A 22,985-nucleotide genomic window follows, 5' to 3' on the forward strand; every position below is an offset into this window, starting at 1 on the left:
GGGCGGCCGTGGGAGCAGCGGGTGATCACCTGCCCTGGAGGCGGGCGGCGGCCGACCGGATGGCGGGAAGGCGGGCGTAGAGCTCGTCTCCGGGGCAGTCGGTGACGAAGGCGTCGCGGTGGCCGGAGACGGTGTTGAAGCGGACGGTCCTGCCCTTGGGGTAGCGGCTGTTGCCGGAGGCGGAGACCAGGGTGGCGGTGCCCCTGGCGTCGATGCCGGCGAGGCCGAGCTTCCAGGCGGCGATCCTGGCGATGCCGTCCTGCTGGTCCCGCGGAACGGCGTGGTCGCTGTAGGTGCCGATCGCGGCGACCCCGGCGCTGTCGGCGTTGAAGCCGAGCGTGTGCGCGCCGAGGACCGGCCGGTCGGCCCCGCCCGCGCGGCCCTCGTAGACGGTGCCGCACTTGTCGACCAGGAAGTTGTAGCCGATGTCGCGCCAGCCGTTGGTCTTCACGTGGTACCGGTACACCGCGCGGATCAGCTTCGGGGAGTCCGCGCAGGTGTACCCGTTGGCGGTGTCGGTGTGGTGGACGAAGACCACCCGGACACTGCCCGTGTAGACGTGGCCGGGTGGGCGCAGCGACTCGTCGGCGCCCCAGCCGGAGCGGGTGACGATCCCGGGGCGGGGTGCGCCGTCGGCCTCCCGCCCGAGCGGGCCGGGCGTTCCCGCCGCGGGCTGGTCCGCGGGATCGGCTCCGGGGTCGACGAGTTCGACCCGCAGTCCGGCCGGCAGCCGGCCGCCCGGGGCGGTGGCCCGGACCGCGATGCCGTCGCTGGGGCCGACCCAGAGCGGCGCGGTGGCGCCCCGCCTGGAGTGCTCGTCGGGGTCGGGGCCGTCCTCCGACTCGGCGGTGAGCCGGTGCCAGTCGCTCCACCCGCCGGTCGCCGCGCTGTGGGTACGGACCTCGACGCTACCCGAAAGGGTGAGCCGCGGATCGTCCCAGCTGACACCGACCAGGGCGAAGGACCCGGTGCCACGGGACTGGATCTCGCGCGTCTCGCCTGCTGCGGACGACTGCGCCGACCGGGGCCCGGCCGCCGTCCCGCGCCGGTGTTCCGACCCCGGCCCGGGCGGCTCCAGTGGCAGGGTGGTGGTGCTCCCCGAGTCCGGCCGGGCCGTTGCCGGACCCGCGACGGCGGTCGGAGCGAGCAGGGCGGCGGCGGTCGCACCGAGGGCGGCTAAGAGAGAGATACGCATAAAGGGGATATTGGCGGCAAATCACTTCTGACGCCATGCCACCGGGTGAGGGCGCGGCCTCCCTCCCGGAGGCTTCCGGAGAGGTCGTAGGCTGGACGGCACCATGACTGCGCCTTTCGCTGCCGACGCCCGCACCCCCGCTGAGCTGCTGCACGCTTACCTGCGCGCAGGGGCCCCCGATGCGGATCCCTCCCGTCCCCTGGTCACCTTCTACGACGACGCCACCGGCGAGAGAGTCGAGCTCTCCGCCAAGACCTTCGACAACTGGGTGGCCAAGACCGCCAACCTGCTCCAGGACGAACTCAACGCCCAGCCCGGCGACCGGGCCGCCCTGCTGCTGCCCGCGCACTGGCAGAGCGCCGTCTGGCTCCTCGCCTGCTGGTCGGTCGGTGTCAGCGCGGTGCCCGGCGGCGACCCGGCCGCCGCCGACCTGGTCATCAGCGGCCCGGACGGCCTGGAGTCCGCCCAGACCTGTGAGGGTGAACGGGTCGCCCTCGCGCTGCGCCCGCTGGGCGGCCGCTTCCCGCAGCGTCCGGACGGCTTCCTCGACTACGCCGCCGAGGTGCCCGGACAGGGCGACCGCTTCGCCCCGTACTCCCCCGTCGACCCGGAGAGCCCGGCGCTGGAGACCACCGTGGACGGCCTGCCGCTCAGGCTGACCGGTGAGCAGACCGTCCAGCTCGCCCGCGAGGGCGCGCTGCGGCTCGGCCTCGGCACCGGCAGCCGGGTGCTCAGCACCCTCTCGTACCAGGACTGGGCCGGCCTGGAGGCCGGGCTGCTGGCCCCGCTGGCGGCCGGCGCCTCGGTGGTGCTCTGCCGGAACTCCGACGAGCTGACCCCCGAGCAGTGGGACAAGCGGATCGAATCCGAACGGGTGACTCTGCGACTGGGCTGACCCGGCCCACCTGACCCCGGGGGTAGGCATCCCCGACATGGCAGCGGATGACCCGAGGGACGACTCCAGCGCGAACGGCCCCGGCAAGCGCCCCCCGACCTCGAAAGGCGGGGGGCGCCGCCGATTTCTGCAGGTCCTGGCCGGTGCCCTGGCCTTCCTGCTGCTCACCGCGGGCGCCCTGGCCTGGCTGGCGTACCGCAAGCTCGACGGGAACATCGGGACCGACGACGTCACCGGGCGCCGGCTGTGGAACGACGAGTCCAACCGGCCCGGCCGGGACGCCCGGGCCGGGAAGGCGCTGAACGTGCTGCTGATCGGCAGCGACTCCCGGGCCGGCGCCAACGCCGAGTACGGGTCCGACGGCACGCCGGGCTCGGACGGCGGGCAGCGCTCGGACACCACGATCCTGCTGCACCTCTCGGGCGACCGGCGGCACGCCGCGGCGGTGAGCATCCCGCGCGACGCGATGGTGACCGTGCCGCCCTGCCAGCTGCCTGACGGCACCCGCTCGGCCACCCGGCTCATGCAGTTCAACTGGGCCTTCGAACTGGGCGGGGCGGCCTGCACCATCCGGGCCGTGGAGAAGTTCAGCGGGATCCGGATCGACCACCACCTGATCCTGGACTTCACCGGCTTCAAGAAGATGGTGGACGCGGTGGACGGGGTGGACGTCTGCGTCTCCAAGCCCGTCCACGACCGCGACGCCAGACTGGACCTGCCCGCCGGGCGGCAGACCCTGCACGGCGAGGAGGCGCTGGGCTACGTCCGGGTCAGGGAGACCCTGGGCAACGGCAGCGACACCGAGCGGATGGGGCGCCAGCAGCAGTTCCTGGCCTCGCTGGTGCGCAAGGTCCAGTCCCAGAACGTACTGCTCAACCCGGTCCGGCTCTGGCCGCTGCTGGACGCCGCGACCTCCGCGATCACCGCCGACCCCGGGCTGAGCAAGCTGAGCTCGCTCTACGACCTGGCGGAGGAGCTGCGCGGCATCCCGCCGGAGAACATGGTGCTCCTGACCACCCCGCGCCGGCCGTACCCGGGGAACTCGGACCGGGACCAGTTCGTCCAGCCGCAGGCCGACCAGCTGTTCGCGGCGCTGCGGGCCGACCGGCTGGTCGCGGTGGCCCCTGACGCACCCGCACCCACGGCCACCGCCCCGGCCTCCGGTGCCACCGCCTCCGCCGGCGCCACGGCGACACCGGGCGGCGGCTCTCCCGGCAACAGCGCGAGCCCGCTCCCAAGCCCCGGCGAGGAATTCGAGCTGAACCCCGGCGCGAGCGCCCTTGCGAGCGCCCCGGTAACCCCCGGCGCGAACCTCATCGGGGGCGGCAGGGACGAGACCGACACCGATGCGAGCGCGAGCCCCGCGGCAGGCAACTCGCCCTTCACGCCGCCCAGTTCCTCCGGCAGACCGTCGGCCTCGGGCAGTGCCGCCCCCGACACCGGTCCGACCCTGCGGGGCAACACCGCCGACCTGGACCTGTGCAGCATGCACTGACACCCCGGCGGATCCGGCGGGGCAGCCTTTTCGGAGTGCGAAGGGCACGGAAAACGCGACCGAAGGTATTCGCCGGGTGACCCATCGTCCTACCCGTGGTCAAGCACGCCCAAGGGCGAAGTTCTGATCATGTAACAGAATTCAGCGCAGCTCGTGATGTCAGGTAGGTTCCCGTGGGGCGGCCGACGGGGGCCCGATTCACGAGAGGCGGCTGACCAGCCAATGACCAACGTCCAGCCGGTGTCCGGCGAGCCTTCGGACGACTCCGGCATACCCGGGCTGGGCGAGCGGACCACCGCCCGACAGGAGGCCGAGCCCGGTGGGGGCAAGCGCAGACGCCGCTGGATACCCGTCACCGCGGCCGTCCTCGGACTGACCCTGGTGGCGGGCTGCGGTGCCGCGTACTTCTACTACCAGCACCTCAACGACAACATCCAGTCCGGCAGCAAGAACCTCAGCGATGCCAAGGGCGCCAAGACCGCGCCCAACGCGGCCGGCCAGACCCCGCTGAACATCCTGCTGATAGGCACCGACAGCCGCGGCTCGGCCGCCGACATCGCACTCGGCGGGTCGGCCGACGACGCCAACCGGCCGGGCCTGGCGGACACCCAGATGCTGCTGCACGTCTCGGCCGACCGCAGCAACGCCTCGCTGATCAGCATCCCCCGCGACACCCTGGTGGACATCCCGACCTGCCACAGCGAGGACGGCAAGACCACCTACCGCGCCATGAAGCACGCGATGATCAACGAGGCGCTGCCCAACGGCGGCCCCGGCTGCCTGGTGGGCACCTGGATCAAGCTGACCGGTCTGGAGATCGACCACTACATGATGGTCGACTTCGCGGGCGTGGCGAACATGGCCGACGCGGTCGGCGGGGTCCCGGTCTGCGTCAACATGAACGTCTACGACCGCTACCAGCCCGGCATCGGCGGCACCGGCCTCAAGCTGCCCAAGGGCACCACCTACGTCAAGGGCGAGCAGGCCCTCCAGTGGCTGCGCACCCGCGACGCCTGGGGCGACGACATCGGCCGGACCAAGGCGCAGCACCTCTACCTCAGCGCGATGATCCGCCAGTTGAAGAAGAGCGGCTCGCTCAGCGACCCCGGCCAGCTGATGTCGCTGGCCGAGGCCGCCACCAAGTCGATCCAGGTGGACAAGCCGATCGCCGACATCAAGAAGCTCTACGACCTCGGCAACGACCTCAAGGCCGTTCCCACCGAGCGGATCACCACCCTGACCGTGCCGGTGGACACCGCCCCGACCGACGAGAACCGGCTGGTGCTCAACCCGGACGCCGCGCAGATCTGGAAGATGCTGCTGGCCGACGTCCCGCTCGACGGCAAGTCCCTGAAGGCCGCCGGGGGCGCCTCCGGCGGTGCGTCCGCCGACCCCTCGGCCGGTGCGTCCGCCAGCCCCTCGCCCAGCGGCACCACGGCCGCCGCTCCGGCCCGGGAGGTCGACAAGAGCACGGTCGCGGTCACCGTCCAGAACGCCTCCGGGGCGGCCGGCCGGGCCACCGAAATCAAGAACGCCCTGGTCGACGCGGGTTTCGGCAGGGCGGCTACGACCGACAACGGCGACGCGCAGGAGAGCACCCAGCTCACCTACGGCAGCGGCCACAGCGCCCAGGCCCATGCGATCGCCGCGGCGCTCGGCCTGCCCGAGAGCGCGCTCACCGAGTCCGGCAGCGGCAAGACCCTCAGCCTGGTGATCGGTTCCGACTGGACCAGCGGGACCGGCTACCCGGCCTCGGGCGGTGCGAAGGCCGCGCCGACCAGGCTGCCGAAGTCGGTGGAGAGCACCACGGCGGACGACGACAAGAACTGCATGACCGTCAACCCGCAGGGCGGCATCTACACCTACTGAGACCTGCCGGAAGGGGCGCCGGACCGGGGCGTCACCGGGCTTCGGTCAGCACCCCGTCGGTCTCGACGTACTCCTCGCCGGTGCGCGGACAGCGCCAGCGTCCGCCGCCGGCGTCGGTGAGCGGTTCACCGGCGCGGCCGACCCACTTGATCCGGCGCGCCGGGACGCCGGCCACCAGGGCGAAGTCCGGGACGTCCCGGTGCACCACCGCACCGGCGGCCACCAGCGCCCAACGGCCCACCGTCACCCCGGCGACCAGTACCGCCCGGCCGCCGACCGAGCACCCCTGGCGGAGCGTCACCCCCTGGGCGTGCCAGTCCGCACCGCGCTTCAGCCTCCCGTCCGGGTCCACCGAGCGCGGGTACATGTCGTTGGTCAGCACCGCGGCGGGACCGACGAAGACACCGTCCTCGACCACTGCGGGCTCGTAGACCAGAGCGTGGTTCTGCAGCTTGACCCGGTCGCCGATCCGTACGCCCGGGCCGACGTAGGCGCCGCGTCCGATGATGCAGTCGGCACCGATCTCGGCCCCTTCGCGGACCTGCGCCAGATGCCACACCGTACTGCCGGGGCCGATCACGGCCCGCTCGTCCACGTCGGCGCTGGGCTCGATACGCGCCGATGCTCCGTCGGAAATCGCCATGCCGCCGAACATAGCGGCCTGCGGCCGGGCGGCGCGGCGTTATCGGGTACTTCGCCGGACGGACGCCGAGGGGCGCGGTGACCGGCCTGATCGGACCGGGCCCCGCGCCCCTCGGCGGTGACCGCTAGTTGGGGTTGGCGGCGCTGGTGTTCATCGGGGTCGGACGCTTGCTGCCGATGACCCGGCGGGCCAGCGAGCGCGGGGAGGTGAGGAAGCCGAAGCCCCAGCTCATGTGCATGGTGGCGAGTGCCACCGGCAGCTGGATGCGGGCCCTGGCGGAGAGTCCGCGTCCCTCTACCACCGAGCCGCCGAGTATGCCCAGCAGGTAGCCGCCGGGCACGACCAGGAAGGCGGGGTGCACGGCGGCCCCGAGCACCAGGCCGGCGACCACACCGGCCAGCGCGGCCGGCGGCGCCAGGTAGCGCAGGTTGACCGAGCCCCGGTGGTACCGGGTGACCACCCGGCGCCAGCGGCCGTAGTCCTTGTACTGCTTGGCGAGCGCCCGCACGCTGGGCCGCGGCCGGTAGGTCACCCGCAGCTGCGGGGTGAACCAGATCAGCCCGCCGTCCTGGCGGATGCGGTAGTTGAGCTCCCAGTCCTGGGCGCGGATGAACTCCTCGTTGTAGCCGCCCTGCTTCTCCAGCACCTCGCGGCGGAAGACGCCGAGGTAGACGGTGTCCGCCGGGCCGGCCAGGCCGCCGGTGTGGAAGGCCGCGTTGCCGACCCCGATCTTGGAGGTCATGGCGGCGGCGACCGCGTTCTCCCACTCGGTCTCGCCCTCGGCGTGCATGATGCCGCCGACGTTGGCCGCGTCCATCTCGCCGAGCAGGCGCACGGCGGTGGCGATGTACCCGGGGGTGAGCAGGCCGTGGCCGTCCACGCGCACCACTATCGGGTGGCGGGAGCCGCGGATCGCCGCGTTCAGGCCTGCGGGGGTGCGGCCGGTGGGGTTGGGCACGGTACGGACCCGGGGGTCCTCGGCGACCAGTTCGGCGGCGATCTCGTCGGTACGGTCGGAGGAGGGACCGAGTGCGATCACCACCTCCAGATCGCCGGAGTAGTCCTGCTCCAGGATGCGCCGGACGGCGGTGCGCAGGTGACGTTCCTCGTTGAGCACCGGCATGATCACGGAGACCGCCGGCAGCTCCTCAGCAGCCTTGGTGTTCATCGTGGCCAACCGTACCGGCGGCCGACCTGCGTTGTCAGATTCGGGTGGGCCTGGACGATCATCCCGTTGGGCCCTTGCCGACCAGCGGTGCCTTGGCGGAACGTTCCGCCGCACGGCCCGCCCGTCCCGGCGCGCCCCCGACCGGGCCCGTGGTGGCGCGCCTACCATCCGAGAGATGGCCTCCTTGCCCCCTCGACCCCGTACTTCCTCCGGTGCGGCCGCCGCCAGGACCGGGGCCGCTTCCACGTCCAGGGCCGGTGCCGCGTCCAGGGCCGGTGCCGCGTCCGGAGGCGGTCGGCGCCGGGCGGGGCTCTGGCTGGCCGGATCGGTGGCGGCCTCGGTGCTGGCCACCTCGGGTACCGGGTGGGCGGTGCTCAACGGCGTCGGCGGCTCGATCGACCGGGTGGACGCCTTCGCCGGGGCCGACGACCGCCCCGAGGACGACGGGGGCACCACCATCCTGGTGGTCGGGACCGACAACCGGGACGGCATCCCGGAGGCCACCCTCAAGAACGTGCTGCACGCGGGCGGCGAGGGCTGCCGCTGCAGCGACGCCATGATGCTCGTTCAGCTCGCCAAGGACGGCGGCCGGGCCAGCGTGGTCAGCATCCCCCGCGACTCCTATGTGACGATCCCGGCCCACCTGGACCCGGCCACCCACCGGAGGGTGCCGGCCGCCAAGGGCAAGATCAACGCGGCCTTCGGGATGGGCGGCGCACCGCTCGCCGTCCGTACCGTGGAACAGGCCACCGGCCTGCGGATCGACCACTACCTGCAGGCGGACTTCCTCGGCTTCGTCGCCGCCGTGGACGCGCTGGGCGGGGTCGAGGTGTGCACCGCGAAACCGCTGAAGGACGAGTTCTCGGGCCTGGACCTGCCCGCCGGGCGGACCAGGCTGGACGGCGTCGGCGCGCTCAGGTACGTCCGCGCCCGGCACGTGGACGGCAGCTCGGACCTCGGCCGGATGCAGCGCCAACAGCGCCTGCTGGCCCAGCTGTTGAGGCAGGCCACCGACACCGGAACTCTGCTCAACCCGGGGCGGCTCGGCCGGGTGGTGGACAGCGTGCTCAGCTCGGTCAAGGTCGACAAGGGGCTCTCCGGAGAGGAACTGCTCGCCCTGGCCGCCCGGTTGAAGGATCTCTCGGCGGCCAACACGGACTTCGCGACCGTCCCGCTCGCCGTGGTGGACCACCAGGTCGGCGGCTGGGGCTCGACCGTGCTGTGGGACCAGCGGGCGGCCAAGGCGCTGTTCGACGCGGTACGGGAGGGGCGTCCGCTCACCGAGCACCCGGAGCCCTCCACCTCACCCTCGTCCTCGCCCTCACACGCGCCCTCCCCCTCGCCCTCCCCCTCGCCCGGTACGCCCGCCTCCGCCGCTTCCGGGCTGAGCGTGCCGCCCGGGCAGATCCGGGTCCAGGTGCTCAACGGCGCCGGGGTGCCCGGGCTCGGCGCGCGGGTGGACGGGGATCTGCGCAAGCTCGGCTTCGCCACCACCGGGACGCCGGCCAACGCCGAGGGCGGCGGCAGCGCGGCGAGGACGGTCGTCAGATACGACCCGCGGTGGGACGAGTCGGTGCGGACGGTCGCGGCCGCACTGCCCGCAGCGCAGCTGGTGCGGGTGCCGGGGCTGGGTGCCACCCTCCAGGTGGTGGCGGGCGGTGACTACCTGGGGGTCACGGCGCTGCCCGGTTCGACGGCGGACCCGACGCCTGATCCGTCGTCGTCCTCGCGGTCAGCGTCGTTCTCCAGGTCACCGTCGCTCTCCAGGTCACCGTCGCTCTCCAGGCCGCGGCAGGACACACCCGTTCCGGTGGTCTCGGCCACCCCGGGGAGCGAGATCGGGTGCCGGTGAGGGAGCCCGGGCCGGTTGTGGGCCCGGGCTGCTCAGCGGGCACCGAGGGCCGCGGTGGCACAACGGGTGGCCGGGTGCTCGTGCACCCGGCCACCCTTTCCCCCGATCCGGCCTGGTCGGCCGGTCGCTGTGCGGTCAGTCCGTGGCGATCGCCGCGAGCACGTTCATCCGGCCGGCCCGGAAGGCCGGGAGGACCGCGGCCAGCAGGCCGATCACGGCCGAGGCCAGCAGGACCTCGACGATGGTGCCGGTCGGGACGGCCAGGGTGTTCAGGCCCTTGGTGGAGAGGACCCGCTGGGCGGTGACGCCCCAGCCGAGGCCGAGGCCGGTGCCGAGCACGGCGCCGAAGACCGCGATGACCACCGACTCCAGCCGGATCATCCGGCGCAGCTGACGGCGGGACAGGCCGATCGCCCGGAGCAGGCCGATCTCGCGGGTCCGCTCGACCACCGAGAGGGCCAGGGTGTTCACCACACCGAGGACGGCGACCACGATGGCGAGGAGAAGCAGCCCGATGACCATGTAGAGCAGGGAGTTGACCTGGTCCTGGACGATCTTCTTGTACCCGGCCTGGTCCTTCACGATCAGCTGCGGGTACGCCTTGAGGGACTCCTGCAGCGCGTCGAGCACCTTGGCCTTGTCGGCACCGGCCTCGGCCTTGCCGTACAGCGCGGCGTCCTGCGGGAGTTCTCCGGCCGGGACGGCCTTGGCGACGGTGTCGATGCCGGTGAAGAAGTTGCCGTCGAACAGCGAGTTGCCCTTGGCGGTGATCAGGCCGATTTCGAGGCTCTGGGTGCGGCCCCGGCCGTAGTCGACGGTGAGCTTGTCACCGACCGAGAGGTGGTGGTCGGTGGCGAAGGCCTCGTCCACCGAGATGCCGCCGCCGGTGATCGCCGTGGCCGAACCGGCCTTGACGGGGAGGCGGAAGTCGTCGACGAAGGTCGGCGAGACGGCCGTCAGCTGGGCCTCGCTGCTGCTGCCGTCCGGCAGGGTGAGGCCGGCGGCGACGGTCTTCTGCTCGGTGAGGTGGTCGAGGCCCTTGACGGACTTCGCGGCGCTCAGCATGGCCGGGGTGAGCCCGGTCCGGCCGCCGTCCACGATGTAGTCCGCGCCGACGCTCTTGTCGATCTGCTCGTTGGTCGAGCTGACCATCGAGGAGGTGAAGACCGAGGCTCCGACGACCAGTGCCAGTCCGATCATCAGCGCCGCGGCGGTGGCCCCGGTGCGGCGGGGGTTGCGTATCGCGTTCCGCTGGGCGAGGCGGCCGGCCGGGCCGAAGAGGGCGGGCAGGGCCGCGCCGAGCACCCGGACCAGGCCGCTGGCGAGCAGCGGGCCGGTGACCACGAAGCCGACCAGGGTCAGCACCACGCCCAGGCCGAGGAGCGCGCCGCCGGTGGCGGCCTTGCCCGCCTGGGCCGCCGCCACCAGCAGGGCCGCGCCGCCGGCCGTCAGCACCAGGCCGACCGCGGCCCGGATCCGGTTGGCCCTGGCCTCGCTCGGCGTGCCGTGGTCGCGCAGGGCGGACATCGGGGAGGTCCTCCCGGCCCGGCGGGCCGGTACGAAGGCCGCCAGCACGGTGATCAGGATGCCGACCGTGTAGGAGGCGATCGGTACGGAGGCGCCGACCTCCAGGCCGGCCGAGGTCAGGTTCATCCCGACCGCGCCCATCAGCCGGATCAGCAGCGTGGCCAGGCCGATGCCGCCGAACAGGCCGAGGGTGGAGCCGAGCACCGCGAGGATCAGCGCCTCGAGAAGTACTGAGGCGTTGACCTGGGCCCGGCTGCCGCCGATGGCGCGCATCAGGCCGATCTCGCGGGTGCGCTGGGCCACCAGCATGGAGAAGGTGTTGATGATCAGGAAGCCGCCGACCAGCAGGGAGATCCCGGCGAAGCCGAGCATGGCGTACTTCATGAAGTCGAGGAAGGAGCCGATGCCCTTGACGTTCTCCGCCTTCTGCTCGGCCGCGGTCTTCAGGTCGAGGCCGGTGCCGACGGCGGTGGCGGCCTCGGCCTTGAGGTCGTCGTTGCCGCGGCTGCCGTCACCGAAGAGTTCGACCGAGGTGTAGGCGGTGGCTCCGCCGAGCAGCAGCTTCTGGGCGGTCGGGGTGTCCAGGAAGGCGAGTGCCGCACCGGGGTTGGTGGTCCTGAAGGTGGCGATGCCGGAGATCTTGAGGTCGTGGTCGCCGGACGCGGTGATCAGGCGGAGCCGGCTGCCGATGCCCAGACCGGCCTTCCTGGCGGTGTCGGCGTCCAGCAGGACCTGGCCGGAGCCCTGGGGGGCGTGGCCGGAGGTGAGCTCCAGGGACGGGCGCGGGGTCTCGGTCCAGTTGCCGGTGAGGGTCGGGGCGCCGGTGGTGGGACCGACCGGCTTGTTGGTGGCCGGGTCGACCAGGACGGCGTTCGACACGAGGACGTCGCCGACGGCGGACCTGACCCCGGGCAGCCCCGAGACCTTCTCCACCGTGTCGACCGGGACCGTCCTGACCTGGCCGCGGACCTGCTGGTCGGTGGTCCTGTCGCTGTGCGGGCGGATGGAGACGTCGGAGGCGGTGGAGGCGAAGAGCTTGTCGAAGGTCGAGGTGGCGGTGTTGGAGAAGACCAGCGTGCCGGAGACGAAGGCGACCGAGAGCACCACGGCGACCAGGGAGAGCGCCATCCGCCCCTTGTGGGCGAGGAAGCTCCGCAGTGAGGTCTTGAGCAGCATCGGATCGCGCCCCTCAGCTGGTGCGCTTGCCGTCGAAGCGGCGCATGCGGGCGAGGACGGAGTCGGCGGTGGGTGCGTGCATCTCGTCGACGATCACGCCGTCGGCGAGGAAGAGCACCCGGTCCGCGTAGGAGGCGGCGACCGGATCATGGGTGACCATGACGATGGTCTGGCCGAGCTCGTCCACCGAGCGGCGCAGGAAGGTCAGCACCTCGGCGCCGGAGCGGGAGTCGAGGTTCCCGGTCGGCTCGTCCCCGAAGATGATCTCGGGACGGGCGGCCAGCGCCCTGGCCACCGCGACGCGCTGCTGCTGGCCGCCGGAGAGCTGGGTCGGACGGTGCTTCAGCCGCCCGGCCAGACCGACGGTGTCAATCACCTGGTCCAGCCAGGCCTGGTCGGGTCTGCGGCCGGCGATGTCCATCGGGAGGGTGATGTTCTCCAGCGCGTTGAGCGTGGGGAGCAGGTTGAACGCCTGGAAGATGAAGCCGATCTTGTCCCGGCGCAGCCGGGTGAGCTGCTTGTCCTTCAGACCGGTGATCTCGGTGTCGCCGACCCAGATCCGGCCGGACGAGACGGTGTCCAGGCCTGCCAGGCAGTGCATCAGGGTCGACTTGCCCGACCCCGACGGCCCCATGATCGCGGTGAACCGGCCGCGCTGGATGTCCACGTCCACCGAGTCGAGTGCCGTGACCCTGGTCTCCCCCGCGCCGTACGCCTTGGTCAACTGTCGTGCGCAGGCTGCCGGAGCGCTGTCGCCGCCGGGGAGGCGAAGGTCCTGTACGGCTGTCGCTGCCGTCGTCACTGGGGTCTCCTAGATCCGTGGTCCGTCCGTCGCCCCGAGCCTGACGCAGATCACCCGCCCGCCGACATGGTGCGGACTTCCGTCTTCATCCTCGGGTTTGCCCCACCCTCGACCTGCGGCCGGCCTTACCGCCGACCGGGTGAACGGGTGAGTAAGCACCACGTTAGGAGCCCCCGGCAGCCGGATCGTCATACGCCGGGAGGAAGCCCGACGACCTCCGCTGTACGGGATACGGGGCCCCCACCCCTAGGGGACCCCGCCATCCGTCTCGGGGTTGTCCGGGACCTCTCCGGGTCAACCCGCCAGGGCCGGCCTGGGGCTGGTATCCCGGGCGGAACCGGTGTGCCGGGTCAGGGCGGCGGCGAAGGCGTCCACCACCGGGGTGAGCAGGACGTCCGTCTCGTGCTCGATCTCGGTGCCGCCGTCCTCTCGGAGGACGATGTGCCGGTCCAGCACGAACCAGCCCTGGGTGATGTGCCCGGCCCCCATCGAGGCGAGCACCGGGCGCAGCGCGTAGTCCACCGCCAGGACGTGGGCGGCCGATCCACCGGTGGCCAGCGGCAGCACGGTCTTGCCCGCCAGGGCGTACTGGGGCAGAACGTCCAGCAGGGTCTTCAACAGGCCCGAGTACGCGGCCTTGTAGACCGGTGTGCCGATCACCACTCCGTCGGCCTGCGCGAACAGCTCCAGGGCTCGGGCCAGTTCGGGGTGCGAGGTGTCGGCGGTGAGCAGTGCCTCGGCCGGGAGGCTGCGGACCTCGAACGGGACCACCCGGTGACCGTGGGCGGTGAGCCGGGCGTCGACGTGGCGCAGCAGGCGGGTGGTGCGCGAGGTCGGGGAGGGGGAACCGGAGACGGACAGGACGGTGGCCATGGAATTCACCTCGGGACTGGGCGCGGTGAGGACCGCGCGGGAACGCCGGCCCGAGCCGTCCGGACCGTGGGGGTCCGGGCAGCCGGGCGGGCGGCGGTCGGCAGGACGCGGGGCAGCCGGGCGCCGGAGGTACCGGGCGCGGCCGCGGGATGCGCGAGGGTCGAACGGTGGCGAGCGGTCAGCCACGACACAGCGCACAGGACACCCGCAGCAGGTCGACGTGCCGCCGACGGGTGAGAATCCAGCGCTGTTCCATGCCCGCCATGCAAACACGCGCCGTCAGAACCGGTCAAGGTTGATCCCACCGGGTGAACTCGCCGGTGACCATGCGGCGAAAGCATCCGACACGTGCATCAAATCTGCTACAAGCGGGCCGCCCGGGGGCCCGATGGCACTGCCGATCACGGCTTTGGGGCATCCTTCACCCCATGAACACGTGGCAGGAAGACCGCCCGAGCGGCGGCGGCAGCTCGTACGGTCGGGGCAACGGCGCCGGCTCCTACGGCCGGGGGGACGGCGGTTCGGCCGCCGAGCCGCCGCTGCCGTCCTCGCTCAACCCGCGCGGGCCGGGCGCGCCCCGCCGGCCGCAGCCCGTCCCCGCGCAGGGCGGGTACGGCGCGCAGTCCGGCTACCCGCCGCCGCCCGGTGCGGTGCCGCCCGGTGCCATGCCGTCGGGCCCGATACCCCCGGGTCCGATACCCCCGGGCGCGGTTCCGCCGGGTGCCGTCCCGCCGTCGGCCCGGCCGGGGTCCGGGGGTGCGGCGAACTCGCGCTGGCCGCGCCGCCGGAAGATCAAGGTGACCGCGCTGGCCGTGGTCGGCGCGCTGCTGGCGACCGGTGTCGGCACCTACGTCTGGGCCGACTCCAAGCTCAACCACGAGAACACCCTGGCCTCGTACCCGGGCCGTCCGCCCGCCGGCAAGGGCACCAACTGGCTGATCGTCGGCTCCGACAGCCGCGACGGGCTCTCCGACGCGCAGAAGGACGCGATGCACACCGGTACCGACTCCGGTAAGCGCAGCGACTCGATGATGATCCTGCACATCGGGGACCACGGGAACACCCTGATGAGCGTCCCGCGCGACTCCTGGGTGCCGATCCCGCAGCACCTGAACACCAACGGGAACGGCAAGACCGTTCCCGCCACCACCTCGAAGATCAACGCGGCCTTCAACAACGGCGGCGGCCAGCTGCTGGTGCAGACGATCGAGTCCAACACCGGCATCCACATCGACCACTACGCCGAGATCGGCTTCGCCGGATTCGTGGGCATCGTGGACTCGGTCGGCGGTGTGAACATGTGCATCGACAAGGACATCTCCGACCAGGACTCCGGCCTCAACCTGAAGGCCGGCTGCCAGACCCTGAACGGCACCCAGTCACTGGCCTTCGTCCGGCAGCGGCACCAGATGGCCGACCAGGACCTGGGCCGGATGCGCAACCAGCAGAAGTTCCTCTCCGCACTGGCCAAGCAGGCCGCCTCGCCGACCACCCTGCTCAACCCGTTCACGCTCTACCCGCTGATCAGCTCGGGCCTGGGCACCCTGATCGTGGACAACGACACCGGCCTGACCGACCTGGGCTCGTTCTTCCTGGCCATGAAGGGCATCTCGAGCGGCAGCGGCAAGACCGTCACCGTGCCGGTCGGCAACGCCAACTACCGCGCCCCGGACGGGGAGTCGGCGCTGAAGTGGGACCCGGAGAAGTCCAAGGAGGTCTTCGACGCCTTCAAGAACGACACCCCGGTCCCCGATGTGAAGCAGTAACTCCGGGCGCGCGGTGGCGACTCGGAGCGCGGAGCGACGCGAAGGGCCCCGCCGGAACCGGCGGGGCCCTTCGACTGCCTTGTGACTACGGCAGGTTGCGGGCCATGACGATCCGCTGGACCTGGTTGGTGCCCTCGTAGATCTGAGTAATCTTCGCGTCCCGCATCATGCGCTCGACCGGGTAGTCGCGGGTGTAGCCGTAGCCGCCGAGCAGCTGGACGGCGTCGGTGGTGATCTCCATGGCGACGTCCGAGGCGAAGCACTTGGCGGCGGCGCCGAAGAAGGTCAGGTCGGCGTCGAGGCGCTGCGACTTGGCGGCGGCCGCGTAGGTGAGCTGGCGGGCGGCCTCCAGCTTCATCGCCATGTCGGCCAGCATGAACTGGACGCCCTGGAACTCGGCGATGGCCTTGCCGAACTGCTTGCGCTCCTTGACGTAGCCCTTGGCGTAGTCGAGGGCGCCCTGGGCGATGCCGAGGGCCTGGGCGGCGATGGTGATGCGGGTGTGGTCCAGCGTCTTCATCGCGGTGGCGAAGCCGGTGCCCTCCGCGCCGATCATGCGGTCGGCCGGGATCCGGACGTTGTCCAGGTAGACCTCGCGGGTCGGCGAGCCCTTGATGCCGAGCTTCTTCTCCGGCGCGCCGAAGGAGACGCCCTCGTCGCCCTTCTCGACCACGAAGGCCGAAATGCCCTTGGAGCGCTTCTCGGGGTCGGTCACCGCCATGACGGTGTAGAACTCGGAGACGCCCGCGTTGGTGATCCAGCGCTTCACGCCGTTGAGCACCCAGAAGTCGCCGTCACGCACGGCGCGGGTCTTCATGCCGGCGGCGTCCGAGCCGGCGTCCGGCTCGGAGAGGCAGTACGAGAACATGCCCTCGCCGCGCGCCAGGGCGCCCAGGTACTTCTGCTTCAGCTCCTCGGAGCCGGACAGCTGCACCGGCAGCGAGCCCAGCTTGTTGACGGCCGGGATCAGCGAGGAGGAGGCGCAGACCCGGGCGACCTCCTCGATCACCAGCACGGTGGCCAGCGCGTCCGCGCCCTCGCCGCCGTACTCCGTGGGGACGTGGACCGCGTGCAGGTCGTTGGCCTGCAGCGCGTCCAGCGCCTCCTGCGGGAACCGGCCCTGCTCGTCCACCTCGGCCGCATACGGGGCGATCTTCGCCTCGGCGAGCGAACGTACCGCCTCGCGGAGCATCTCGTGCTCGTCGCTGAGCCGGAAGAGATCGAAGTCCGCCCCAGAGTTGCCCGCCATCTGCCTCGCCCCTTGACCGTGTTAGTTACTGTTAAGTAGCACTATTGATCCTAATTCTAGGATCGCTCCCTGCCTACCCTGTACGTGACGTCCGCGACACCCCCCGGAGCGCGGTCAGCGGACGCTGTCGCCCAGCATGTCGCTGGTGGTGCGGTGCTCGGTGAGGTACTGGTCCATCCGGTCGTTGCGGATGGCCTCCCAGAGCGGGGCCGCCGCGTTCTGGTCCAGCTTCACCGCGGCCTGGCCGTTGACGGTCTCGAAGCCGCCGAAGGGCGCGTTCATGAAGCTCACGTCGCCCACCCGCAGGTTGCGCATGCTCCAGGCGAGGTCGTACAGGTCGCTGTTGCTCAGCTTGTCGTCCACGCTGACCACGTCGCCCACCGACTTCAGCAGGCCGCCGAGCCTGCTCGGGCTGGAGAGGGTGCCCGAGCTCAGGGTCTGCTTCATCAGGGCGCGCAGGAAGTTCTGCTGGCGCTTGGTGCGGTCCAGGTCGCCGTTGGGCAGACCGTGGCGCTCGCGCACGTACTGCAGCGCGGTGTCCCCGTCCATGTGCTGGGTGCCGGCGTCCCAGTGGCGGGCGCCGCCGACCGCCTCGATGGTCTTGGGGATGGTGATGTCCACACCGCCGACCGCGTCGGTCAGCGAGCGGAAGCCGTCCCAGTCGATCACGCCGATGTGGTCGATCCGGATGCCGGTGAGGTTCTGCACGGTCTGGATCATCAGCGCCGGACCACCCCAGGAGTAGGCGGCGTTGATCTTCGCCTGGCCGTGGCCCGGGATGTCCACCCAGGTGTCCCGGGCGATCGAGACCACCGACACGCTCCTACGGTCGGCGGCTATGTGCATCAGCATCATGGTGTCGCTGCGGGCCGCGCCCACCTTCCAGGCCGGCCCCTTGGCCTCGGCGCCGGTGGTCGGCACGTCCGAGCGGGCGTCCAGGCCGACCAGCAGGAAGGTCGTCCCGCTGTTCGGGACGGCCTTCGGCTGCGCGTCCGCCGACAGGCTCGGGAAGGCGTTCGGGATGCGCTGCACCGAGGACGCGTAGTGGTTCGCCGTCCAGTAGAGCGCGCCGATCCCGCCGCCGAACACCACCAGCACCGCCACCAGCGCCCAGAGCAGCACCCGCCGGGTACGGCGCTTGCGCTTCCCGCCGGCAGCGGCCGGCTCCGGCAGCCGGGATCCGTCGGACTCAGCGGCGGGCCGGTCGTTGAACAGGCTCAGGTGGGGGGATTGCTCCGCGGCCGGCTCGGGCGGCATGTCGTCCTTCGAATTCATGCGGGGCATTCTGCCGTCAATCGCATGGATATCCGTCATCGGAATGGCAGTTCGAGGCGCTCCGCAACCGGCCGGGAACCACATCGTTACCGACCGGCGGCCTCACCCCTCCGACCACCGGATACGGACCGCCGCGGAGCTTCCCGGGCCGCCGGATACCATCGACCCCTGCGGCCGGACGCAGACCGCACGGCTCCGGCAGAACCGACCCAAAAGGGGAAGCACGTGACCCTCCGCATCACGGTGATCGGCACCGGCTACCTTGGCGCGACGCACGCCGCCTGCATGGCGGAGCTCGGCTTCGAGGTGCTCGGCCTGGACATCGACCCGGAGAAGGTCGCCGCGCTGTCCGCCGGACGGGTGCCGATGTACGAGCCGGGCCTCGGCGAGTTGCTCCTCAAGCACGTTGCGGGGCAGCCGAATTCGACCGGGCGGCTGCGTTTCACCACTTCCCCGCAGGAGGTGGCCGACTTCGGCGACGTGCACTTCATCTGTGTCAACACCCCGCAGAAGAAGGGCGAGTTCGCGGCCGACATGTCCTATGTGGACGCCGCCGTCGAATCCCTCGCCCCCCACCTGACCCGGCCCACCCTGGTGGTCGGCAAGTCCACCGTCCCGGTCGGCAGCGCCGCCCGGCTGGCCGACCGGCTGGCCGAACTCGCCCCCGCCGGAGCCGATGCCGAACTCGCCTGGAACCCCGAGTTCCTGCGCGAGGGCTACGCGGTCGGCGACACCCTGCACCCCAACCGGCTGGTGGCGGGCGTACGCAGCGAGCGGGCCGAGCGGCTGCTGCGCGAGGTGTACGCGACGCCGATCGCCGAGGGCGTGCCGTTCGTGGTCACCGACTTCCCGACCGCCGAGCTGGTCAAGGTCGCCGCCAACTCCTTCCTGGCCACCAAGATCTCCTTCATCAACGCGATGGCCGAGGTCTGCGAGAGCGCGGGCGCGGACGTGGTCCAGCTCAGCCAGGCGCTCGCCCACGACGACCGGATCGGCGGCAAGTTCCTCGGCGCCGGGCTCGGCTTCGGCGGCGGCTGCCTGCCCAAGGACATCCGCGCCTTCATGGCCCGCGCCGGGGAGCTGGGCGCCGACCAGGCGCTGACCTTCCTGCGCGAGGTCGACTCGATCAACATGCGCCGCCGCTCCCGGATGGTCGAACTGGCCCGCGAGCAGTGCGGCGGCGGCTTCCTCGGCCGCCGGGTCGCCGTCCTCGGCGCCGCCTTCAAGCCCAACTCGGACGACATCCGGGACTCCCCCGCGCTCAACGTCGCCGGCCAGATCCAGCTCCAGGGCGCCCAGGTCACCGTCTACGACCCCAAGGCCATGGACAACGCCCGGAAGATGTTCCCGGGCCTGTCCTACGCCACCTCCGCGCTGGAGGCCGTCGAGGGCGCTCACGTGGTGCTGCACCTGACCGAGTGGCAGGAGTTCCGCGAGCTGGACCCGGCCGAGGTGGGCTCGCTGGTCGCCGAGCGGCGGCTGCTCGACGGGCGGAACGTGCTGGACGGCGCGAAGTGGCGCGCCGCCGGATGGACGTACCGGGCGATGGGGCGGCCGGGCACGGAATGAGCCGGCCCCCGCGCCCGTTGCAGACAGGCATGACGTACGGAGACGAGGCGACGGTCCGCCGGATCCTGCAGGGCGGCGGCGACACCTGGGCGGTGGTCGGGCTGTCCAACAACACCGCGCGGGCCGCGTACGGCGTGGCCCGGGTGCTGCAGCGGGCGGGCAAGCGGGTGGTGCCGGTGCACCCCAGGGCGGAGACGGTGCTCGGCGAGCAGGGGTACGCCTCGCTCGCCGAGATCCCGTTCCCCGTCGACGTGGTCGACGTGTTCGTGAACTCCGGCCTGGCCGGGGAGGTCGCCGACCAGGCGGTCGCGGTGGGCGCGAAGGCCGTCTGGTTCCAGCTGGACGTGGTCGACGAGGCGGCGTACGAGCGCACCACCGCGGCCGGGCTGGACATGGTGATGAACCGCTGCCCGGCGATCGAGCTGCCGCTGCTGTAACGGCACCCTCACGGTCGGGGCTCCGCCCGTGAGGGTGCCCCGCTGCGTCTCCGACGGTTCCCGCCGGACGCCCGGCGGGAACCGTCGGAGACGACCTAGCGGCCCGCTCCGTCGAGCTGGGCGATGGTGGCGATCGAGGGCTTGCGGGTGCGCTGGAGGCCGGCGGCGGCCGACTCCGCGTCGCGCAGCACACGGACGGCGTTGTGCCAGGTCAGCTTCCCGAGGTCGGCCTCGGACCAGCCGCGGTGCAGGAGTTCGGCGATCAGGTTGGGGTAGCCGGAGACGTCGTCCAGGCCGGCCGGGAGGAAGGCGGTCCCGTCGAAGTCGCCGCCGAGACCGATGTGGTCGATGCCCGCGACCTCCCGCATGTGGTCGAGGTGGTCGGCGACGGTGGCGGGGGTGGCGACCGGGCGCGGGTGCTCGGCCTCGAAATCGTGCTGGCAGGCCATCCCGGCGGGCGTGGTGTCCAGCGGGTGGAAGCCGTGCGCGCGCATGTTCTCGTCCGCGGCCCTGGTCCACTCGATGGCGGCGGGCAGGATGAACTTGGGCACGAAGGTGGCCATCGCCACGCCGCCGTTGGCGGGCAGCTGGGCGAGTACGTCGTCCGGGATGTTGCGCGGGTGGTCGCAGACCGCACGCGAGGAGGAGTGCGAGAAGATCACCGGCGCCTCGCTGACCCGCAGCGCGTCCCGCATGGTGTCCGCGGAGACGTGCGAGAGGTCGACCAGCATGCCGAGCCGGTTCATCTCCCGGACCACCTCCTCGCCGAAGGAGGTCAGCCCGCCCGCCGCCGGCTCGTCGGTGGCGGAGTCCGCCCACGGCACGTTCTCGTTGTGGGTGAGCGTCATGTAGCGGACGCCCAGCTGGTACAGGGCGCGCAGGGTGGCGAGCGAGCAGTTGATGGAGTGGCCGCCCTCGGCGCCCATCAGCGAGGCGATCCGGCCCTCGGCGCGGGCGGCCTCCAGGCCGTCGGCGGTGAACGCGAGCCGCAGCCGGTCCGGGTAGCGCTCGGTCAGCGCGCGGACGAAGTCGATCTGTTCCAGGGTCGCGCTCACCGCCTGGTCGCCCGCGTAGTCGCCGCGCACGTACACCGACCAGAACTGTCCGCCGACCCCGCCCGCACCGAGCCGGTCCAGGTCCGTGTGCAGCCGGGAGCGCTGGTCGGTGGCCAGGTCCAGCGCGTCGAGGTCGTAGCCGACCTGGGCGCGCATCGCCCAGGGCAGGTCGTTGTGGCCGTCCACCACCGGGGTGTCGCGGAGGAGGGCGCGGGCTCGGTCGAGCAGCTCAGGAGTCATGCCCTCTGTTCTATACCGCTCCGGCGCTCCACGAGGACCGGAGCCGCCGAGCCGCCTGCCGGGCTCGGGGCCTCCCCCGTCCCCCGGCACGGCGGCCGAAGAGCACGCCGGGCCCCGCACACCGGGCGCCGACGGCGTACGGCGGGCGGGGCCCGGTGTGCGGGAGGGCGTGCGGCAGGCGTCAGCCGGTGAAGCCGAAGGCGGTGGAGCCGGCCACCTTGGCGCGCAGCTTCTTGCCCTTCTCGGTGGCCTGGTTGTTCAGCTCGGCCTGGAACTCGACCATCTTCTCGGCCAGTTCGGGGTCGAAGGCGGCGAGCATCCGGACCGCCAGCAGCCCGGCGTTGCGGGCACCCGCGACCGAGACGGTGGCCACCGGCACCCCGGCCGGCATCTGGACGATCGACAGCAGGCTGTCCATACCGTCCAGGTAGCGCAGCGGCACCGGGACACCGATCACCGGGAGCGGCGTCACCGAGGCGAGCATGCCCGGCAGGTGGGCCGCGCCGCCCGCGCCGGCGATGATCGCCTTGAGCCCGCGCCGGTGGGCGTTCTCGCCGTAGGCGACCATCTCGCGCGGCATCCGGTGGGCCGAGACGACGTCCACCTCGTAGGAGACGTCGAACTCGTCGAGCGCCTGGGCGGCGGCCTCCATCACGGGCCAGTCGGAGTCCGAGCCCATGACGATGCCGACAACGGGGTTGGAACTGCTGCTCATTCGGTGATCGTCCCTCGCAGGTAGGCGGCCGCGTGGCGGGCGCGCTCGCGGACGTCGTCGAGGTCGTCCCCGAAGACGTTGACGTGCCCGACCTTGCGGCCGGGCTTCACGTCCTTTCCGTACATGTGGATCCGCAGGCCCGGGTCGCGGGCCATGCAGTGCAGGAAGGCGTGGTACATGTCCGGGTAGTCGCCGCCGAGGACGTTCACCATGACGGTCCACCTGGCGCGCGGACGCGGGTCGCCCAGCGGCAGGTCGAGTACGGCGCGGAGGTGGTTCTCGAACTGCGAGGTGACGGCACCGTCCATTGACCAGTGGCCGGAGTTGTGCGGGCGCATGGCCAGCTCGTTGACCAGGATGCGGCCGTCCCGGGTCTGGAACAGCTCGACCGCGAGGTGGCCGGTGATGTCCAGCTCGCCCGCGATCCGCAACGCCAACGCCTGGGCCTCAGCGGCAAGTTCGGGGTCGAGGTCGGGCGCGGGGGCGGTCACCTCGGCGCAGACGCCGTTCTCCTGGACGCTCTCCACCACCGGGTAGGCGACCGCCTGGCCACTGGGCGAGCGGACCACGTTGGCGGCCAGCTCGCGGACGAAGTCGACCTTCTCCTCGGCCAGCACGGGCACCCCGGCCAGGAACGGCGCCGCCGCCTCCTGCTCGTCGTCGACCACCCAGACGCCCTTGCCGTCGTAGCCGCCGCGCACGGTCTTCAGCACGACCGGGTAGCCGGAGCCCTCGGCGGCGAAGGCTGTCACATCGGCCGGGTCGGCGACCAGGCGGTGCCTCGGGCAGGGGACGTCGATCGAGTCCAGCCTGGCCCGCATCACGCCCTTGTCCTGAGCGTTGACCAGCGCGTCCGGGCCCGGCCGCACCGCGATGCCGTCGGCCTGGAGCGCGCGCAGGTGCTCGGTGGGGACGTGCTCGTGGTCGAAGGTGATCACGTCGCAGCCGGCCGCGAACCGGCGCAGGGTGTCCAGGTCCCGGTAGTCGCCGATGACGACGTCCGAGACCACCTGCGCGGCGGAGTCCTGCGGGGTGTCGGCGAGAAGCCGGAAGCGGATACCCAACGGGATCCCGGCCCCATGTGCCATCCGCGCCAGCTGCCCGCCGCCGATCATGCCTACCACTGGAAAATTCACATTGCCCGCGAAAGTCACGCTGCCCAGGATATCCGGGCCGGTCAAGGC

The 22,985-nt window shown here is 72.0% G+C and carries 19 protein-coding genes; 7 read left to right on the forward strand and 12 right to left on the reverse strand.

Annotated elements, in window-relative coordinates; genetic code table 11:
- Positions 1-25: 25 nt before the first annotated feature.
- A complete protein-coding gene (locus ACSMTC_RS14175; protein ID WP_436560047.1) occupies positions 26-1,195 on the reverse strand; it encodes a peptidoglycan recognition protein family protein in 1,170 nt (389 codons plus the stop codon).
- Between the two features lie 103 nt (positions 1,196-1,298).
- Here ACSMTC_RS14175 and ACSMTC_RS14180 point away from each other — a divergent pair, with 103 nt between their 5' ends.
- The 3 genes from ACSMTC_RS14180 to ACSMTC_RS14190 all read left to right on the forward strand — a co-directional run bounded on the left by ACSMTC_RS14180 (position 1,299) and on the right by ACSMTC_RS14190 (position 5,454).
- Positions 1,299-2,090: a TIGR03089 family protein gene (locus ACSMTC_RS14180; RefSeq protein ID WP_436560048.1), complete on the forward strand. Its 792-nt coding sequence runs from the start codon at positions 1,299-1,301 to the stop codon at positions 2,088-2,090.
- A gap of 37 nt (positions 2,091-2,127) precedes the next feature.
- Positions 2,128-3,585, forward strand: coding sequence for an LCP family protein (locus ACSMTC_RS14185; protein WP_436560049.1), 1,458 nt, complete (start codon positions 2,128-2,130; stop codon positions 3,583-3,585).
- 222 nt (positions 3,586-3,807) lie between these two features.
- A complete protein-coding gene (locus ACSMTC_RS14190; RefSeq protein ID WP_436560050.1) occupies positions 3,808-5,454 on the forward strand; it encodes an LCP family protein in 1,647 nt (548 codons plus the stop codon).
- Between the two features lie 31 nt (positions 5,455-5,485).
- Here the strand turns inward: ACSMTC_RS14190 and ACSMTC_RS14195 are convergent, their stop codons facing one another.
- A complete protein-coding gene (locus tag ACSMTC_RS14195; protein ID WP_436560051.1) occupies positions 5,486-6,097 on the reverse strand; it encodes an acyltransferase in 612 nt (203 codons plus the stop codon).
- Between the two features lie 124 nt (positions 6,098-6,221).
- On the reverse strand, positions 6,222-7,265 hold the full coding sequence (locus ACSMTC_RS14200; protein WP_436560052.1) for a glycosyltransferase family 2 protein: 1,044 nt from the start codon (positions 7,263-7,265) through the stop codon (positions 6,222-6,224).
- 175 nt (positions 7,266-7,440) lie between these two features.
- On the opposite strand from ACSMTC_RS14200, the gene ACSMTC_RS14205 reads away from it, so the two are divergent.
- Complete coding sequence (locus ACSMTC_RS14205; protein WP_436560053.1) at positions 7,441-9,117, forward strand: LCP family protein; 1,677 nt, start codon at positions 7,441-7,443, stop codon at positions 9,115-9,117.
- A 135-nt stretch (positions 9,118-9,252) separates the two neighbouring features.
- Here ACSMTC_RS14205 and ACSMTC_RS14210 read toward each other — a convergent pair whose 3' ends face one another.
- The 4 genes from ACSMTC_RS14210 to ACSMTC_RS14225 all read right to left on the reverse strand — a co-directional run bounded on the left by ACSMTC_RS14210 (position 9,253) and on the right by ACSMTC_RS14225 (position 13,760).
- Entirely contained in the window at positions 9,253-11,820 is a 2,568-nt protein-coding gene (locus tag ACSMTC_RS14210) for an ABC transporter permease (RefSeq protein ID WP_436560054.1), read from the reverse strand.
- Positions 11,821-11,833: 13 nt separating this feature from the next.
- Complete coding sequence (locus ACSMTC_RS14215; protein WP_436560055.1) at positions 11,834-12,622, reverse strand: ABC transporter ATP-binding protein; 789 nt, start codon at positions 12,620-12,622, stop codon at positions 11,834-11,836.
- Positions 12,623-12,916: 294 nt separating this feature from the next.
- Positions 12,917-13,495, reverse strand: a complete 579-nt coding sequence (ssuE, locus tag ACSMTC_RS14220; RefSeq protein ID WP_436560056.1) for an NADPH-dependent FMN reductase — start codon at positions 13,493-13,495, stop codon at positions 12,917-12,919.
- A 178-nt stretch (positions 13,496-13,673) separates the two neighbouring features.
- The gene (locus ACSMTC_RS14225; RefSeq protein ID WP_436564682.1) at positions 13,674-13,760 is read right to left on the reverse strand and encodes a putative leader peptide; all 87 of its coding nucleotides are present in this window, start codon (positions 13,758-13,760) and stop codon (positions 13,674-13,676) included.
- Positions 13,761-13,923: 163 nt separating this feature from the next.
- Between ACSMTC_RS14225 and ACSMTC_RS14230 the strand changes: the two genes are divergently transcribed.
- Complete coding sequence (locus ACSMTC_RS14230) at positions 13,924-15,261, forward strand: LCP family protein (protein ID WP_436560057.1); 1,338 nt, start codon at positions 13,924-13,926, stop codon at positions 15,259-15,261.
- Positions 15,262-15,346: 85 nt separating this feature from the next.
- Here ACSMTC_RS14230 and ACSMTC_RS14235 read toward each other — a convergent pair whose 3' ends face one another.
- Positions 15,347-16,510 (reverse strand): acyl-CoA dehydrogenase family protein, encoded by a 1,164-nt coding sequence (locus ACSMTC_RS14235; protein ID WP_436560058.1) that lies wholly within the window; start codon positions 16,508-16,510, stop codon positions 15,347-15,349.
- Between the two features lie 114 nt (positions 16,511-16,624).
- Positions 16,625-17,785 (reverse strand): LCP family protein, encoded by a 1,161-nt coding sequence (locus ACSMTC_RS14240; protein ID WP_436560059.1) that lies wholly within the window; start codon positions 17,783-17,785, stop codon positions 16,625-16,627.
- A gap of 225 nt (positions 17,786-18,010) precedes the next feature.
- Between ACSMTC_RS14240 and ACSMTC_RS14245 the strand changes: the two genes are divergently transcribed.
- Complete coding sequence (locus ACSMTC_RS14245) at positions 18,011-19,354, forward strand: UDP-glucose dehydrogenase family protein (protein ID WP_436560060.1); 1,344 nt, start codon at positions 18,011-18,013, stop codon at positions 19,352-19,354.
- 29 nt (positions 19,355-19,383) lie between these two features.
- A complete protein-coding gene (locus ACSMTC_RS14250; protein WP_436560061.1) occupies positions 19,384-19,791 on the forward strand; it encodes a CoA-binding protein in 408 nt (135 codons plus the stop codon).
- 95 nt (positions 19,792-19,886) lie between these two features.
- Here ACSMTC_RS14250 and ACSMTC_RS14255 read toward each other — a convergent pair whose 3' ends face one another.
- From ACSMTC_RS14255 to ACSMTC_RS14265, 3 genes are all read right to left on the reverse strand, one after another.
- Entirely contained in the window at positions 19,887-21,086 is a 1,200-nt protein-coding gene (locus tag ACSMTC_RS14255; RefSeq protein WP_436560062.1) for a dipeptidase, read from the reverse strand.
- Positions 21,087-21,267: 181 nt separating this feature from the next.
- The gene (purE, locus tag ACSMTC_RS14260) at positions 21,268-21,801 is read right to left on the reverse strand and encodes a 5-(carboxyamino)imidazole ribonucleotide mutase (protein ID WP_436560063.1); all 534 of its coding nucleotides are present in this window, start codon (positions 21,799-21,801) and stop codon (positions 21,268-21,270) included.
- Positions 21,798-22,937 carry a 5-(carboxyamino)imidazole ribonucleotide synthase gene (locus ACSMTC_RS14265; RefSeq protein WP_436560064.1) on the reverse strand — a complete coding sequence of 380 codons (1,140 nt, stop codon included), beginning with the start codon at positions 22,935-22,937 and terminating at the stop codon, positions 21,798-21,800. Before ACSMTC_RS14265 ends, purE begins: the two co-directional genes overlap by 4 nt.
- Positions 22,938-22,985: the final 48 nt, after the last annotated feature.

The organism is Kitasatospora sp. HPM-01-4 (genome assembly GCF_051374625.1).
GTDB lineage: Bacteria > Actinomycetota > Actinomycetes > Streptomycetales > Streptomycetaceae > Kitasatospora.